Consider the following 15,495-nt stretch of genomic DNA (forward strand, 5'->3'; position numbering starts at 1 on the left):
AGATCAACACGCCCTAGAAACAGAACAAATTTTTATTACTAAATAGTTCTGAATTAACAAATCGCTCTGACAGCACAACATGAAGCCCAGCAATTAAGCTGGGCTTCTTTGTTTTTACTCTTTCGTTATCAACGTGATAGATGACAGCTTCGATTTGGATTATGAATCGAACGGGCAACCCTAATGCTCTTTTCTCAAGTAAATTTGGGCAACATGTCTATAAACCAATAATAATCAATGAATTGCATTGATTGAACCGACAGATGCTTTTATAGTCAATTCTGTTGGTTACTTTACAAAGCTCTACCCGCTCACTGACATTATTTCAATTGCTGTTGATAAGATCGCATAAGCTAGGTGCTAAAGGTAGACGCCAGCCGTACTCAATAAGGAATATAGATTATGAACAAATCTCAATTAGTTGAACACATCGCGACTTCTGCAGACATCTCAAAAGACCAAGCAGGCACAGCACTAAATGCGCTAGTTGAAGGTATCTCTACTTCGCTTGCGAACGGTGATGACGTATCGATCCTTGGATTTGGTAGCTTTAAAGTTAACTCTCGAGCTGCTCGCACTGGTCGTAACCCGCGAACCGGAGAAGAGATTCAGATTGCCGCATCAAAGACGCCAGCATTTAAAGCGGGCAAGGCACTAAAAGAAACGTGCAACCTGTAACACAAAAAACACAAGGAAGATTACGATGACGACTAAGGAAAAAGCGAAAACGAGCCGAAGCAAAAAAGCAGGCAAGTCGACTAAAGCGCAAGCCGAAACGCCTAAGACTCGTCAACGCATTGAAGAGCTTCTCGAAGAGCGTGAACTGGCTAAACTGTTAGAACTTTAGTTTATATAAGAACTAAAGTTTAGGTTTAAGCAAGGTGATAGTTTGTTATCGTTCTAATGCCACTGCAGATTTGTAGTGGCATTTTTGATTTAGGAGCAAGCGCCTCTAATAAATAACATTGATACCCCTCCCCACTAAAGCGACAAACACATCTGTCCAAAATCTGAACGCTAAGTAACTGATTGAGTTACATAGCTATACATATCCATACTTACCCAAATCACCTTTTTCACTATCATCATTTTCTTGTTATTGGTGAGATTATTGGAAGGGTTCATGACACGACTATGTTCGAGCAATCCTTCTTCTTTGAGGTGATTATGAATGTCGTTCGCATGGGGATTGAAGCAAATACCCATAAAAATAAGGGTAAGTACAAAGCGATAGTTAAGTTTACTATTCGAGCCCTGTTTTATTATTCAGCTACTCGAAAAATGAGTAATAATTTCAACTCTGAAGAGAGAAAGCTATTATTTATCAAGCAACCCAACTTCCTTTCTAAATTTGTGACTCCCTACTTATGTACTGGCTTTAGCAATAAAGAAAAGATCGATATCTTATCCAAACACTACGACTGGTTTGAAAACACCTTCGCAACAGAAGCTAGACACCAAATCTATAACGAAAGGCTCAATCTTTTAAAACTTGAGATAGATGACAACGTTTATCTGGTTAATCTCAGCTTCGAAAGAAACGCGAGAAAAGAAGGTGAACTGACAATTTCATTGACCAACTCTCAACTCGAAAAAATGTATACCATTTCGTTTACTGTTTTCGACAACAACATCTACATCGGCGGTATACAGGGTGGCGCCAATGACAATGGATTTAGCCGCACATTCACCAAAGCTTTTTACGGTTTAAGACCTAAATCCTTCATGGTAGAAACACTACGACTGCTCGCTATTAACTTGGGTATCGACAATATCTATGCGGTAAAAGAGTCTGGTCATGTCTCGAACTCATTACGCTACGGTAAGAAAAACAAAGACATCAGCCTTAAATACGACAGTCTGTGGGAAGAGCACGATGGACAGGTGCATGATAACTATTTCTATCGTCTCCCGACAAACCCGAACAGGAAAGATCTTGAAGCTCTAAAACGTCAAAAGCGTAAGTTGTATCGCGAGCGTTATGCCTGGCTAGATCTGTATGAACAAGATCTGAAGAACGTAATCAGTCAGAACATCCATGATCCTGTTCATTATGCTCATGACAGTTAATTTGGCTAACCTGTACTCGACTCGCTAACGCGTATTACCTTTACTAGCGTGCTTTAGTCTAATCACAGCCCTTGGACCAAACGCTCAATCCCGAGGTGATAGCTTTAAAATAAATATTAGACAATGCTAATTTACATCTTTATAGTATCTAGGTATTTCGAAAACTACTCAATCGCCGGCGACCAGCCAGTACTGATCATTAAGAAGATACAAGCTCTATGCTCGGCAATTTGTATAGTTAAACTTAGAGACAGTAATAGGTAAACGTATGACTAAAATTGTAATCATCGGTGGCGTAGCTGGAGGTGCTTCAGCTGCTGCACGCGCTCGTCGTCTTAGTGAAGAAGCCGAAATCATAATGTTTGAACGAGGACCATTCGTCTCTTTTGCCAACTGTGGATTGCCATACCACATAGGTGGCGATATCGAGGATAGAAGCAAGCTTCTGTTACAAACACCTGAAAGCTTCTTAGCTCGCTTCAACGTTGACGCACGAGTGATGAACGAAGTTACCTCTATTGATCGCACCAATAAAACCGTTACAGTCAAAAATCTTGTTGATGGTAATCACTACAGCGAGAGTTACGACTTCTTATTACTCAGCCCTGGAGCCGGTGCCGTCGTTCCTCCCATCTCAGGAATCGATAACCCCCTCACCCATTCACTACGCAATATTCCAGATATGGATCGCATCATCGAAACAATCCAAATGAATAAACCTGAGCACGCGACAGTTGTTGGCGGTGGCTTTATCGGCTTGGAAATGATGGAAGCGTTTCATCAGCTTGGGATCAAGACTTCGTTGATTGAGATGGCTGACCAAGTAATGACGCCAGTAGACCGGGAAATGGCCGGCTTTGCCCATGCGGAGATTCGTGACAAAGGCATCGACCTAAAACTCGGCGTCGCGCTTGAGTCTGTGAAATATATACCTAACGAACACATCGCAAGTTTTGATTCAGGCGAGAGCGAGAAGCACCAACACATAGAGGGTGAATTAGAATTAACACTTAATAATGGCGAGTCATTAACTACTGATATCTTAATCATGGCTATCGGTGTGCGTCCTGAGACTAAGTTAGCAAAAGAAGCAGGACTTCAAATTGGCGAACTAGGTGGTATCTACACCAATGAAATGATGCAGACTAGCGATCCTAGCATCTACGCTGTGGGTGATGTGGTCGAAGAAAAAGACTTTGTCACAGGTGCACAAACTCTAGTTCCGCTTGCTGGCCCTGCTAACCGTCAAGGTCGTATGGTTGCCGACAACATGCTCGGACGCAATGAAATCTATCAAGGTACACAGGGCACAGCTATCTGTAAGATTTTTGACCTAGCCGTTGCCTCAACAGGGAAAAACGAAAAACAGTTGAAGCGTGAAGGCGTCGACTATGAAAAAGTCTATGTGCATACCGCAAGCCACGCTAGCTACTATCCTGGCGCTGAGATTGTCTCGTTCAAGATGTTATTCGCCCCTAAGACAGGGAAAATACTAGGTGCGCAAGCCGTCGGTAAAGATGGCGTTGATAAACGCATTGATGTTATGGCAGTAGCTCAACGTGCAGGTATGACCGTTGATCAGCTTCAACACCTTGAATTAACCTATGCACCACCTTACGGGAGTGCCAAAGACGTGATTAACCAAGCCGCATTTGTTGCCAACAATATTATTAAAGGTGACGCGACACCTATTCATTTCGATGAGATTGCAACATTAAGCGACAACCAACTCCTACTCGATGTTCGTAACCCTAGCGAACTAGAAAATGGTGGCTTTATTGAAGGCGCAATCAACATTCCTGTCGACCAACTGCGTGATCGAATGAGTGAGCTCCCAGCAGACAAAGAGATTGTAATCTACTGCCAAGTCGGGTTACGTGGTAACGTGGCTTATCGCCAACTCGTCAACAACGGCTTTAAAGCACGCAACTTAATCGGTGGTTATAGAACACTCATGTATGCAAAAGCTTAAGGATTAATACTTAGTCGCCGGTAATGGTGCGCGGACACTTACGGGCTAGTTGCTAGTTGCTGAGAGAAAGTCGCTCATAAATAGATGCGAGTAGTTAATAGTAAACATTGAAAAACCGAGCTTGGCATTTAAGTAAGTGCCAAGCTCTTTTATTATTCGTAGGAGTCAATAAAAGCTTGCAGTGCTCGCTGATCGACAATTTCTAACCCTTGATCTCCTTTTCTGATGAAACCCTTGTCTAATAGGTCTTTAACCGCTCTTCGATACACTCTGCTCGATGTACCAAATCGTTCTGCTTCTTGATTCACTTTATCGAAACCGCCTAGCACAGTGTTAGTCTCGCTTTGAACCAATAAATCATACGCAATATTGTAGGTAATTGAGTGTAAAAGACGGTTAGTGTAAATACCCATAGAGTCTTGATAATCTTCCGCCAATGCAGAGGCAAAGAAGAACATCATCCCCGGATTTTCAAGTAGTGCTTCTGCTAATCTCTGAATGCAAATAACATCAACTTGCATGTGTTCATCAGCCACTACGTTCCACTGACAAGGGGTCTGCGTGAAAAACTCCATCTCACCGAAGATATGATAATCACAATTCACTTCGCCCAATTGAAAGCGTCGCCCATTAGCCGCCGAAATACTCATAGAGACTCTTCCAGCGGGCACTACATAAAGATACTGAAGCTGCTCACCTTGACGTAGGATTTCATCATTTTGATTGAAGTAACGAGAGTTAACTTGGTGTTGGTAGATGAGATCTCTAAATTCAGAGCTTTTTTGTTCTAAGTAGTTTTTAAAGCGTCCGCTTGAGTATGGTGCAATCTTCATACTTACTCTCTCATTGCATTACTGCTGTTTATATTCAAACGATTGTAACCACTTAAACCACAGGAGAGAACCCAATAAAAAAGCGACGGTCTCCCATCGCTTTCGTCTTGCATTTATTCAGGCTCTTATTGAATAATTAATGCTTCCAGTGCCGCTAAAGATGCTAGCCGCTCTCCTTGCATCATTGCCTCAGCCTCATCGACATATTGCCCAACGCCCTCTTTTACATCTTGTTCATACAAGACAACATTGTTCAAGATAGAAGCTACATTAAGCCCTCTCAAGCGTCCAACGGTAAACAACGCGGATGTTTCCATGTCTGCACCTAAAATGCTTTTGCCATTCCAGTACTGACAAAGCGCCTGTTCATCATCGGTATAAAAGCTATCGTGTGAGCGCACTGTTCCTAAATAGTAAGGTGTTGACTGCTGCTGCAAGAACCCATCTAGCTCTTTGAGCAGGGAGAAGCTTGCATAAGCGGGATACGACGGTTTAACGTAAGCCGCAGATCCCCCCTCATCACGAACCGCGCCCTCTGCAATAATTAGCTCACCAAGCCCGATATGTGACTGCATTGCGCCTGCAGACCCTACTCGGACAATATGAGTCACACCACAAAACTTAAGCTCTTCTACCGCAATGATCATTGAAGGTGCACCAATGCCCGTGCTGCAAACCGATATCGCTTTACCTTGATATTGACCAGTGAAGATTCGATATTCACGGTTTTCAGAGACCAGTTCAGCATGTTCAAGCAAGTTAGCGATTCGATTCGCTCTATCTGGCTCACCACAAACAATAACTAACGGAGCAATTTGCGTTTCATCAACGCCAATATGAGGTTGCTTTGCCATCTTAACTCCTAAGAAGCCGTTGCTTGAGTGAGTGATTTATCACTATTTCGCTTTGCAGTTCGTGCCCACTCACGAGTACCGTTTGCCGCAATAAACATTAAGATTGTGTATTGTACCGACATTGCGTAAACGCCCTGTGTTGCATAAATACCAACACTAATAATGTTAATCACAATCCACAGTATCCAGTTTTCAACATACTTACGTGTCATAAGAACTTGAGCAACAATAGATAGAATGGTCATCGTTGCATCCCAGAATGGGAACGCATCCGGTTCAAGCACTGGCTCCGCTAAATCCGCACCAAATAGATTCAGGCTATCTACCGCGATGTTTGCTAGCGCAAAGAAGAATGGGTCGATGTACATAGTTAGCAAAGCAATAGAAATCGCACACGCTGCGGCCGTTGCTACTAATTTATTTTGGCTCAACCAACGAACTTCTAGCGTTTCACCTTGCTCATTAGGACGTGTCCATGCGTACCAACCGTAAATGTTGGCGCAAAAGAAAAAGAGTTGTAGAAGTAATAGTCCGTATAACTGAATTTGGAAAAAGATAACCGCGAATAAGGTGACATTCAGCAATCCGAACAGGTAGTTAATGGTTTTTTCTTGGCTTGCAAACCAAATACACAACAAACCAAACACGGTGCCGAATGCTTCAATCCAGCTCATTGCGTAGCCATCCCCTATTGGGATATTGACTAAAGTATTGTTGATATCAAGTAGGGCGAATAGGTCCATAGATGTGTCCTTTATTATTTGTTTTAGTGGCACCTATTTTATTGCGCCTCTCCAAATAAAAAGGAGGACATTTGTCCCCCCTAGAATGCATGCGATCATAAATCAGAATATTAAATCCGGAAAATCAATTTCACGGGAAGATGTCATAGCCCTCCCACAGTCTCGAACTCGAAACTCCAGCACCAGAACAGCCCCCTTCCAAAAACGAAATTTTAGCTTACTGGCTTAACGCCGATATCGCATTGACGGTTACGTTTGAGAAGCGCATGATTTTATTTCGAGCAGAATCGTTGTCTGGCGTGTTAACCGTGTAATCGCCCCAAAACTCGTTCTGTGCAACGTACTCAATTGTATGGCAGGTCACATGAATAAAGTAATTATGTTAGTAATGGGGCTGCTTTTTACCAGTCGATTGTTTGCCAGTATTGTTCCTCATGTTGGTCAACTTGAGCATGATGCGCCTATTCTCCTTCGCTCGGCATTGATTGTAGGGGTTGCGGCTTACGCGGTTTGGAGTGCATTTAAATACTTCAAAAAGATCAAGGCCTCAGATTCAGATCAACTGTAACGGCGAAAGTCCAAAAGCTTTTGAATAAGCCTCTAATTTCGATTACTGATCTGCGAAATAATCGACCAAGATTTTACGCCACTTTCGTGACTCACGAATCTTCAACAGGGCGCGGTTAATCTCTTCTTCGTACACGTTATTTTCAGTGATGATGAAACCGTAGTTGGACTTTTATAACTGATAAAACAACACCGCTATACCAAGCTTAAGTTTGATAGCTAGAAACTGACATAAACTGACTTTGTGCCGACGAACATAACTTTCCGCACTGAGTAATTTGGCTTTCTAGGAAGTAGATATTACGTCTACTTTTCACCCACTGGGCACGAACCTCCAGTTCTTGACCAATCAAAATCGGATGATGAAAACGAGAGGTTAAACTCACCGTCATCGCCTTGATATCATTCTGAAATAGACAATGCAACATCGCGCTGTCATGCAATGTAGTGACAATGCCACCTTGCATGATGCCATCGTAGCCCTCAGCTTTATCTGTTGGTACAATCTTGGCTCTGGTTTTATATTTAGCTACTGCCTCATTCTTAGTTAAAGTGTCATGCTCGCCAATAGCTTCAAAACAAATGGCGCTGTCGTTGAAAAAACCTTGGCTGCACACTTGGCAACGCCGATGATTGTGTGGAATGAAAACCTTCATACTTACCTTTACCCATAGATTGCTAGAGATTGATATGGCTCGACCAAAAAAACATCGCCAGTTGTGTACCCGTACGGCTTACTCTTGTTTTAAGCCCAATGGTGTTCCTATGGACGAGCTTCATAAAGAAGAATTGCTATTGGAAGAGCTCGAAGCCTTGCGCTTGGCTGATCAAGAAGGCCTGAGCCAGCTTCAAGCCGCTGAACAAATGCAGGTGTCTCGCCAAACGTTCGGCAACATTATCAAGCGTGCACGAGCTAAAGTCGCCAAGTGCATCGTCAATGGTCACGCGTTGGTGATTCAAAGTAGTTAATTAACGTGTTAGCCAGAAGTTATTTAACTCAGTGAGCGAGAACTCTGATGCTTACTTCGATACTTAGCTTGATGGCTCAGTAATCTGATACAGCTTTTTGCTTTGCCCTTCACACACATCCTTGCAATTGCATTCACGCTCAATATCTAACTGCGCCAATCCTCCACAGCTGCCTTTGATTGGCTTGCGCGAAAAAATCACGCCTATCGCCATCAATGTAACGACTCCGACAAACCCCAATAGCGTCAACAAAAAGGTCATTGTCGGAACCCTCGAATAGCATCTAGCTGATTAGGCTGTACCATTAGAATCGAAGCTTGTTTTTTGTGCCCGTTTTCGCCGCACGTTTTATTGCCACACCCACTATTTCTCGGCTCGCGACCATAATCGAGATCGGTCACTTCCCGTAGATTGTCGAAATCCAAAGCCCCGATTTCTGCCTTACCTGTCGATGCCAAGACTCGAATATCGTTATTGAACAAGTGCGCCAGCATCTTCTTACCAATATAACGAACCACCACAGATTTCACATCGTAAGAACGGAGAACCGAAATCCATTGCTTCTTTTTATTGCAAGAGGTGTCGGAGTCAATCAAAGGAACAATCTGTTTTATCTGTCGTTGTTCATCGACAATCGCGATCTGTGGGGAACGAGCAAAGTGGTTGCCAACATGAAGGTCGCGACAAGGTACTGCGTATAGCATAGTAACTTCCTGTTATTGATGATCAGGAGTTCAGCATACGCCCCATTATTGGCATATGCCAATAACTATCATGTGAAAAATAAGATTTACTGGATCGATAACTAAGATCACAAGCACCCAAACTTACCGTCATCTTCAGCCTATCTCAGTTACCTTTCAAATAACCATATATACTAGGGGGTAGTATTTTTACTGGGGGTATTTTTTGCGTTGTTAATGCCTGTTATCAAGAGCCAAGCTCAAACCCATTACAAAAAGGCCTCGCACAACCGAGAGCTTAATCGACTATTCAACGTCACACACTAGTCTGAATAATGTCGAATTAGGGACCAATCAAAGATGTTTATAGGAAAAATAGGTTGGATTGAAAATCAAGAATTGCAGTCGGCTTCAATGTAAACAAGCTTATAATTTGAAGTGAACAACGCATCGGGTTGTTATAATATAACATCACACTAAATTACCATCATTTCTCATGAAACAGCCATTTATTCTAATCGATGTCATCAATCGCCTCTCCACACGCTATGTAAGCCGTTTCTCGACATGCTTTCGCTCTCTCAAGGGCTTGACTGTTGGCCTAGCATTATTGTGTTTTGCGCCAAATCTATATGCCCACCCTCACTCTTGGATAGAGATGAAAACTCATATTGAGGGAGAGAATGGCATGATCACCGGTCTCTCTATGGAGTGGTCTTTTGATGCAATGACCTCGATGTACATGTTGGATGGAGAAGACGTCTCTGCCGATACAGAAACTGAAACATTCAAAAAGCTCGCTGCGTCTGTAATCGAAAACATGATGTACGAGCACTACTTCACGTACTTTTATGATGGTGAAGAGCCCATCAAATATCAGGTGGTTGAGAACGCAAAGTTTGAGCGTGATAAAGCCAAGATGGTTCTAACATTTGACCTACCACTTTCTAAACCTAAGCCTGTGACACGAAACTCGCTTCGCGTATTGATTTTTGACCCTAGTTACTTTGTCGACATGTCGTGGCTATCCAACAGCGACGTGACATTGTCACTTGAACTAGCAAGACAATGCCATTTAGAATTAATCGAGCCTAACCCGACGCCAGAGCAAATGAGTTATGCAATGTCTTTACCTGTCGATGCAGATCCAGATAACACGCTAGGCCAACTGTTTACACAATCGGTTGAGCTTCATTGTGCGGCGGTTCCCGCTTCTTAGTCGCAGTGGTTCGTTTCAGCCTTTAAGTCAGCGTCTAGCTGATTAAGCATGGCAACTAATTAACAGAAAGATTTCAGATATAGGTTCTTGTTAAATGAAGAAAAATCAATCCAAAATCAATCACTACCTCATTGGTGCTGGCGCGTTCGTGCTTATTGCTATTGGTGCGTATCAACTGTGGTCCATGTGGCCATCGTTAGTTATCTCTAGCATTCAATGGCAAAGAGAAGTCAATTCAGAACTTGCAGACCTGCTCTATGAAGCTAAATCCAACCCTTGGGGCGCAGGCAGTTACCTTATCGGGTTCAGCTTTATCTATGGCATGCTTCATTCTTTGGGGCCTGGGCACGGCAAAGTTATCGTGTCGACTTACTTAGCGACTCACCCAACCAAAGCCAAGGCGAGTTTAGTGCTTACGGTCGTCTCCGCTTTTTTACAAGCATTGGTCGCAATCTTACTAGTAAGCGTGTTGCTGTGGGGCTTTAGTGCTTCCATGCGAGTAGTGAATGACAAAGCGAATATGTTTGTTTCATTAAGCTTTGCCTTAGTCGCGGTCGTCGGCGCACTTATATGTTGGAAGGCTTTGAAAAACATCTACACCTCTATGCGTAAGCCTAAGCTGAAAGTGAAAGCCATCACTACACTCGCAACAGACACAGCTGCGACAATTTCAGCGCGTTCGCCAATGGCACTTCGTTCATCAATATCAGCCCCTTCTCCGATAATCGACGCTACTAGCACAATGCAAGCCGCAGCTAACACTCATGCAGATCATTCTCATGCCGACTGTGGGTGCGGCCACCAGCATGTAGCCGATGCAGACGCAATCAACAAAGCCTCAACGCTCCGAGAATATGCTGGAATTATAGTGACGATTGGCGTAAGACCGTGCACCGGAGCCATCATGGTACTGCTTTTCGCAAACATGGTTGGCCTATATTGGATGGGTGTTGTCAGTGCTTTTTCCATGGCGATTGGTACTGCTTTCACAACCTCGACGATTGCTATAATGACACTAACAGGCAAGAACTTGGTAAAACGCTATTTGGCAGCAGGTAACAAGAATAACAGTGCTTCACTAAAAGCCGCAGGTCATTATTTACAGCTATTCGGTGGTGTTTTACTTGTCTTAATTGGCTTGTTGCTAATGAGTGGACAAGACAGCGGTATGTCGCCTGTTTTCACTATGTAGCGAACGATGTAATAACAAACCTCAGTTTATTGCGACCTTTACCATTTTTACTAAAAAACACTAGCCCTTATCTCTCAAATCTGAATTAACAGCCACATAATTTCTACTAACCTTACTTTGCACAGCCAGTTAGGTTAGTAGTCAGCCATTCAGAACAGCGCGCTCTATGTAGTTCTGTAACAAACCTACATCCAACTTTGATTTTCCTATTCTTAGCTACTCTTTCATAAACTAACTTAGATTGTTCTAACAATATTAGAGCACTATCCCCCTCCTTTTGAAAATAAGGACATAACTTCCGCAATCCAGAAACTGCGATCGCACTCTTCCTATTTTGAAAAAAAATAGAGCAGCAGTTTTATCAATTGAGTAACAAGCCGAAATTATACCCAATAAATTTCACATCAAACTCCAAGCCTTTACCTTACAACTACAGATAGAGCTTTCTTCACCCAAATTCTTGGATAACCCATACTCAAAGGTAAACAAATGAAACTATACATTCCGAGCGCCACGCTCAGTGTTTTGTTACTTTCTCCGAGTTTCGCGAGTGCCGAAGATATACCTGATTCACACGAATTGCGTAATTTTTCGATGCGTTCACAAAGCTCTGGGATAGCGCCACCGCAAGAAGAACTCGGCGTTTATGTTGTCAATTCTGGTCCTGGTCTGGATACCGGTTGTACCTATGCTTCTGGCGGACCTCTACTTATATCTTTACCTGTTCCTATGGTCGTCAGCCCCAACGTTTTACAAAGTGACGGGAGAATTGCCCCAAGTAAGCTGGGCGATATGCAGCAAAAAGGCGTTATCGGTTCTAACGCAAGGATCAGCATGCCGGTCTTCGACATAGACTCCAATGCCAACGTCAGTAATATTGCTCCAGAAATAGATGTCGTGTCTTTTAACGGAAAATCTTTAGGTACGTTGCAAGGCGCTGATAACCGTTGGACGGATACTAACCTTCAAGTCGATATCAGTGATATCAAGTTCGGCCAAAACAATGAGATTCGCGTCGATATTGATACTGGCAATACGGGAGACAACTGGTGTATGTCTGTCGATTGGGTCTCAATCGAGTTTGATGTTGCCATTCCTGTGGTTCTTGCCCATGGCATTGCTGCACAATCAGACACTTGGGATGATGATACAGCTCCAGGCGTGCTTTCTAAACTTGATGACTATGGCATTCGTTATACTCGTTTCTCTGCTGACAAAAATGGAACCACAGCGACTAACGCTAATATCTTGAACAACAAAATTCAGGGTTTTCTCGATGAGTTGAAATCCGATAAAGTTCACGTCATTGCACACAGTAAAGGCGGGCTAGATACCCAAAACCTCAAGGCACTTAGCCCTTCCTTTGAGATAACCTCCCTTTCTACTTTCTCGACACCTCACCTTGGTAGTGTTGCAGCAGATTTGTCGGTGATAAAAATGGACCACTACGCCGATATCTACAGTAACGTCAGTGCCGATCCAAATAATTACGCTGGCAAGTACATGCAACTCCCAAATATACCGTTTGCGGGTCCTAAAATGCCTGGTATCCGTGATCTAACAACAGATACCGCATCGAACGCGCTCCAAATGCGTACTCGCGGCAATATTGCCAATACATTTTCTATTGGGGCAAATGCCGATCTCAACCAAGACGGTGTTATTGAGAAAGATCCTGATATCGTTGGTCTATTCCCATGGGGATCGCGTTGGGCGGGCGTTACCGCTTGGGAGGCACTAAGAAGCTTTAGTTCTGCGGCCTACCTCGATACTCAAACTCAATCGGTCACAATGCCAAGTGTGTATGGACCACAAGCTCATCCAATCACCATAGTCAGTTACCAAGCCATTCAAACAGTACCGCAAGAAAATGATGTTGTTGTGACCTTGGCAAGCGCTAACCCAAGTTATGCCAATGCATTGGGGAACGTATTGGCTAACCACTCAACAATGAAAACGGGACAAAACGTTGAACGTTTTCTACAACAAATTATTTCAATGCGCTAAGGAGTGGCCACAATGAAATTCATCAAGCAATTAGTGATGGTGTTCAGTCTTTTCTGTACCTTCATCACACCGGCTATCGCCAGTAATGCAATACCCGTTGGGATGAGTACAAGTACGACACTATCTCAGCCAGTGACTAGTAGCGATAACGAAGTCACAATGTTATTTACCATCGACAAAGCGGAAGCCCTAAAAGCAGAAATCATCGTGCCGTTGGATGATGCAACCGTATATTTAGTCAAGCCTAACGGGCAAGTCGCAACATCATCCAATGATGTGCAAGCGAACATCCTTTCAGGTGACACACAAAGTCCGCCGCTACCGGGCAGCTATGTATTTTTACCGGAAATCACTAACCCTGAACCTGGCGAATGGAAGATCGTCGTTGATTTTCCAAACCCAAGTTACAACACAGTAATCATTGCTCAGGTTGCGATCCAGTCCCCTATTGCGTTTGGCATGGCGATAGCCGCTAACCAATTTGTGGTCGGTGAACCAGTTCCTGTTTCTGCATTACTGACAAGCAAAGGGTTACCGATTACAGGTGCCCAAACCAACGCAGTGATCACTGATGAAACTGGAGTACAAACACGCCTAAAGCTTAAAGATGAAGGTGTCGATTTCGATGCTGTTGCTGAAGATGGTGTCTATAGCAATATTTTTGTTCCACCCGCTGAAGGGGATTACCTAATTGAAGGCACAACGTCTTTTGAAGAACATGGAACAACTATCACTCGCCAGACAAGTAAGAAAATCCACGTACTACCCGCTGACATTGAATTTGTCAGCCACTCACTCGCTCCACTGTTTTCCTCTGAAGGCTGTGTTATTGCCTTAGAGCAGCGCTTGGAACTTGATGTTAAATCCGCGGGGGATTTTGCCATTCATGGTTACCTCACCGATGGAATTGACGAACTGAACACAAGCAAACGTCTGCAACTCAAACCTGCGAAGCAAATCGTCACTCTACAGTACTCAACTGAAGATATTTTTGGCGCGTTTGATTCAGCGTCTACTTTGACCTCCAATCCGACGATCATCTACGCAATCACTCAAGATGACATACGAATTTCAGCCCCTCGAATTCAGTTTGAAGAATTGATTGATTTAGCATCTTTTGAGCGTTGCCGCGAACCGATTGAAGTCACGGGGAATTTAGTCACCACACCGACTATGTCGCAAGATGGCACCTACATTGATTCGCTGAATTTTGAGTTTCCTGTCCATGTTACGCGCAGTGGAACTTACACAGGTTCGGTAAATATCGTGGGTGCAGCCGGAGAGTATTTAGAGCTAGTGAGTTTCCAAGAGCCGCTTGAGGCTGGCGAAAACACCATCAAATTTACCGTTCCAGGTGACACGTTTAAGCAAGCCGATGGTCCTTATGAACTGAACGCACTGCTAATCTATAGTGGCGCTGACTCCTATCGACAAGGAGTCCTCGGTCAAACTCCACCATACCAAGCCTCTGATTTCAGTCCGCCAGTGAATGTGACCCTCCCCTCTAACCTATTCGGTTTAGAAAGAGAAAACTGGCAAGCAACCCCGGCAACACAAGTCACGCAACATCGTGTCGGCGGTTACTTAAGGGCGGGGGCTTCAATCCCATACGACTACGAAACACTAGCGAGTTTTGACTTAAGTGAAGTTCGAGGGAAAATTAAACAGGCAACGCTTATTGTTGATTTAGGAGATTCAACTCTTCAATTTCCATTCAACAATGTAACTGCGCATATCGTTAATCAAACTTGGTCTCCAAACACACTGGATTACGACACGTTCTGTGAGTCTTTTACAATATGTGCAGCATGGAGTAATCCACTCACACTCACTACATTCAACAACGTAGAAGCCGGTCAAACGCTTAGGTTTACCAACTCTAAACTATTAGAAGCATTAAATGAGAAGAGAGTGTCTGGGTTGAACAAACTAGATATTGCTCTTACCTCTTCTCCCTATGAAAGAAGTTTCTTCATTAACGTTAAGCAGGTGTCATTATTCATCGAGTACTGATCCTAAAACTGAAATAGAATAAGGCCATGCCCAAGGTATCGCTTTGGGCATGGCCTCTCAGAATGAACAGTGATGAACTTTGCAAGCTTCATATGTTTATTCTGTTAGAGCAGACTATGCCAGCCCCTCAACAGTAGTGATAAAGCACGCTAATCACTATAGACTCCATCAACCAACAAAATGAGATCGAAGTTTTATCCAAAAAGGCCAGTAGTCCCAACAACCGGGTGACTCCACAGATCTATCCATCCCATCACCAATTTTTTAGGTGACTTTAAAGATGCCCCTACACTAGTCTGATAGCTAAAGTTAGAATAGACCCGTTAAGTATCATCGATTTACAAAACAGAGCCAAAATATCTAAATAAAAACA

General features: G+C 43.4%; 16 protein-coding genes and 1 pseudogene. 10 read left to right on the plus strand and 7 right to left on the minus strand.

Features of this window, described 5'->3' with window-relative positions:
• The first annotated feature begins 402 nt into the window (after positions 1-402).
• The 4 genes from AB4274_RS20695 (at position 403) to AB4274_RS20710 (ending at position 4,042) form a co-directional block, all read left to right on the plus strand.
• Complete coding sequence (locus AB4274_RS20695) at positions 403-678, plus strand: HU family DNA-binding protein (protein ID WP_017059113.1); 276 nt, start codon at positions 403-405, stop codon at positions 676-678.
• A gap of 25 nt (positions 679-703) precedes the next feature.
• The gene (locus AB4274_RS20700) at positions 704-847 is read left to right on the plus strand and encodes a hypothetical protein (RefSeq protein WP_017059112.1); all 144 of its coding nucleotides are present in this window, start codon (positions 704-706) and stop codon (positions 845-847) included.
• A gap of 320 nt (positions 848-1,167) precedes the next feature.
• Positions 1,168-2,070, plus strand: coding sequence for a VirK/YbjX family protein (locus AB4274_RS20705; protein ID WP_372113110.1), 903 nt, complete (start codon positions 1,168-1,170; stop codon positions 2,068-2,070).
• A 268-nt stretch (positions 2,071-2,338) separates the two neighbouring features.
• The gene (locus AB4274_RS20710) at positions 2,339-4,042 is read left to right on the plus strand and encodes an FAD-dependent oxidoreductase (RefSeq protein ID WP_017059110.1); all 1,704 of its coding nucleotides are present in this window, start codon (positions 2,339-2,341) and stop codon (positions 4,040-4,042) included.
• A 152-nt stretch (positions 4,043-4,194) separates the two neighbouring features.
• Here the strand turns inward: AB4274_RS20710 and AB4274_RS20715 are convergent, their stop codons facing one another.
• The 3 genes from AB4274_RS20715 to pnuC form a co-directional block, all read right to left on the minus strand.
• A complete protein-coding gene (locus AB4274_RS20715) occupies positions 4,195-4,875 on the minus strand; it encodes a Crp/Fnr family transcriptional regulator (RefSeq protein ID WP_017067876.1) in 681 nt (226 codons plus the stop codon).
• Between the two features lie 125 nt (positions 4,876-5,000).
• Positions 5,001-5,729, minus strand: a complete 729-nt coding sequence (locus tag AB4274_RS20720) for a nucleoside phosphorylase (RefSeq protein WP_372113078.1) — start codon at positions 5,727-5,729, stop codon at positions 5,001-5,003.
• A gap of 8 nt (positions 5,730-5,737) precedes the next feature.
• On the minus strand, positions 5,738-6,472 hold the full coding sequence (pnuC, locus tag AB4274_RS20725) for a nicotinamide riboside transporter PnuC (RefSeq protein WP_372113080.1): 735 nt from the start codon (positions 6,470-6,472) through the stop codon (positions 5,738-5,740).
• A gap of 364 nt (positions 6,473-6,836) precedes the next feature.
• Between pnuC and AB4274_RS20730 the strand changes: the two genes are divergently transcribed.
• Complete coding sequence (locus tag AB4274_RS20730) at positions 6,837-7,040, plus strand: hypothetical protein (protein ID WP_017059106.1); 204 nt, start codon at positions 6,837-6,839, stop codon at positions 7,038-7,040.
• A gap of 42 nt (positions 7,041-7,082) precedes the next feature.
• On the opposite strand, the pseudogene AB4274_RS20735 reads toward AB4274_RS20730, so the two are convergent.
• Positions 7,083-7,211 (minus strand): annotated as a pseudogene (locus AB4274_RS20735) (ABC transporter substrate-binding protein); the annotation flags it as partial.
• A 34-nt stretch (positions 7,212-7,245) separates the two neighbouring features.
• Entirely contained in the window at positions 7,246-7,695 is a 450-nt protein-coding gene (locus AB4274_RS20740; protein ID WP_017067871.1) for a PaaI family thioesterase, read from the minus strand.
• A 34-nt stretch (positions 7,696-7,729) separates the two neighbouring features.
• Here AB4274_RS20740 and AB4274_RS20745 point away from each other — a divergent pair, with 34 nt between their 5' ends.
• Entirely contained in the window at positions 7,730-8,008 is a 279-nt protein-coding gene (locus AB4274_RS20745) for a DUF134 domain-containing protein (protein WP_372113082.1), read from the plus strand.
• 63 nt (positions 8,009-8,071) lie between these two features.
• Here the strand turns inward: AB4274_RS20745 and nqrM are convergent, their stop codons facing one another.
• On the minus strand, positions 8,072-8,269 hold the full coding sequence (gene nqrM, locus AB4274_RS20750) for a (Na+)-NQR maturation NqrM (protein WP_017059103.1): 198 nt from the start codon (positions 8,267-8,269) through the stop codon (positions 8,072-8,074).
• A complete protein-coding gene (locus AB4274_RS20755) occupies positions 8,266-8,712 on the minus strand; it encodes a NifB/NifX family molybdenum-iron cluster-binding protein (protein WP_136982810.1) in 447 nt (148 codons plus the stop codon). Before AB4274_RS20755 ends, nqrM begins: the two co-directional genes overlap by 4 nt.
• Positions 8,713-9,187: 475 nt before the next feature.
• Between AB4274_RS20755 and AB4274_RS20760 the strand changes: the two genes are divergently transcribed.
• From AB4274_RS20760 to AB4274_RS20775, 4 genes are all read left to right on the plus strand, one after another.
• A complete protein-coding gene (locus AB4274_RS20760) occupies positions 9,188-9,910 on the plus strand; it encodes a DUF1007 family protein (protein ID WP_372113084.1) in 723 nt (240 codons plus the stop codon).
• A gap of 94 nt (positions 9,911-10,004) precedes the next feature.
• Positions 10,005-11,102, plus strand: a complete 1,098-nt coding sequence (locus AB4274_RS20765) for a nickel/cobalt transporter (protein ID WP_372113086.1) — start codon at positions 10,005-10,007, stop codon at positions 11,100-11,102.
• A 489-nt stretch (positions 11,103-11,591) separates the two neighbouring features.
• Positions 11,592-13,109 carry an esterase/lipase family protein gene (locus AB4274_RS20770; RefSeq protein ID WP_372113087.1) on the plus strand — a complete coding sequence of 506 codons (1,518 nt, stop codon included), beginning with the start codon at positions 11,592-11,594 and terminating at the stop codon, positions 13,107-13,109.
• A gap of 12 nt (positions 13,110-13,121) precedes the next feature.
• Positions 13,122-15,122: a choice-of-anchor X domain-containing protein gene (locus tag AB4274_RS20775; protein ID WP_372113089.1), complete on the plus strand. Its 2,001-nt coding sequence runs from the start codon at positions 13,122-13,124 to the stop codon at positions 15,120-15,122.
• Positions 15,123-15,495: the final 373 nt, after the last annotated feature.

This window comes from Vibrio sp. 10N.261.55.A10, from assembly GCF_041470825.1.
GTDB lineage: Bacteria > Pseudomonadota > Gammaproteobacteria > Enterobacterales > Vibrionaceae > Vibrio > Vibrio crassostreae_C.

Coding starts and splice junctions, on each gene's coding strand:
- AB4274_RS20715 (WP_017067876.1), bottom strand. CDS start 4,875: ATGAAGATTGCACCATACTCAAGCGGACGCTTTAAAAACTACTTAGAA.
- AB4274_RS20710 (WP_017059110.1), top strand. CDS start 2,339: ATGACTAAAATTGTAATCATCGGTGGCGTAGCTGGAGGTGCTTCAGCT.
- AB4274_RS20755 (WP_136982810.1), bottom strand. CDS start 8,712: ATGCTATACGCAGTACCTTGTCGCGACCTTCATGTTGGCAACCACTTT.
- AB4274_RS20775 (WP_372113089.1), top strand. CDS start 13,122: ATGAAATTCATCAAGCAATTAGTGATGGTGTTCAGTCTTTTCTGTACC.
- AB4274_RS20760 (WP_372113084.1), top strand. CDS start 9,188: ATGAAACAGCCATTTATTCTAATCGATGTCATCAATCGCCTCTCCACA.
- pnuC (WP_372113080.1), bottom strand. CDS start 6,472: ATGGACCTATTCGCCCTACTTGATATCAACAATACTTTAGTCAATATC.
- AB4274_RS20740 (WP_017067871.1), bottom strand. CDS start 7,695: ATGAAGGTTTTCATTCCACACAATCATCGGCGTTGCCAAGTGTGCAGC.
- AB4274_RS20745 (WP_372113082.1), top strand. CDS start 7,730: ATGGCTCGACCAAAAAAACATCGCCAGTTGTGTACCCGTACGGCTTAC.
- AB4274_RS20720 (WP_372113078.1), bottom strand. CDS start 5,729: ATGGCAAAGCAACCTCATATTGGCGTTGATGAAACGCAAATTGCTCCG.
- AB4274_RS20705 (WP_372113110.1), top strand. CDS start 1,168: ATGAATGTCGTTCGCATGGGGATTGAAGCAAATACCCATAAAAATAAG.
- AB4274_RS20730 (WP_017059106.1), top strand. CDS start 6,837: ATGAATAAAGTAATTATGTTAGTAATGGGGCTGCTTTTTACCAGTCGA.
- nqrM (WP_017059103.1), bottom strand. CDS start 8,269: ATGACCTTTTTGTTGACGCTATTGGGGTTTGTCGGAGTCGTTACATTG.
- AB4274_RS20695 (WP_017059113.1), top strand. CDS start 403: ATGAACAAATCTCAATTAGTTGAACACATCGCGACTTCTGCAGACATC.
- AB4274_RS20700 (WP_017059112.1), top strand. CDS start 704: ATGACGACTAAGGAAAAAGCGAAAACGAGCCGAAGCAAAAAAGCAGGC.
- AB4274_RS20770 (WP_372113087.1), top strand. CDS start 11,592: ATGAAACTATACATTCCGAGCGCCACGCTCAGTGTTTTGTTACTTTCT.
- AB4274_RS20765 (WP_372113086.1), top strand. CDS start 10,005: ATGAAGAAAAATCAATCCAAAATCAATCACTACCTCATTGGTGCTGGC.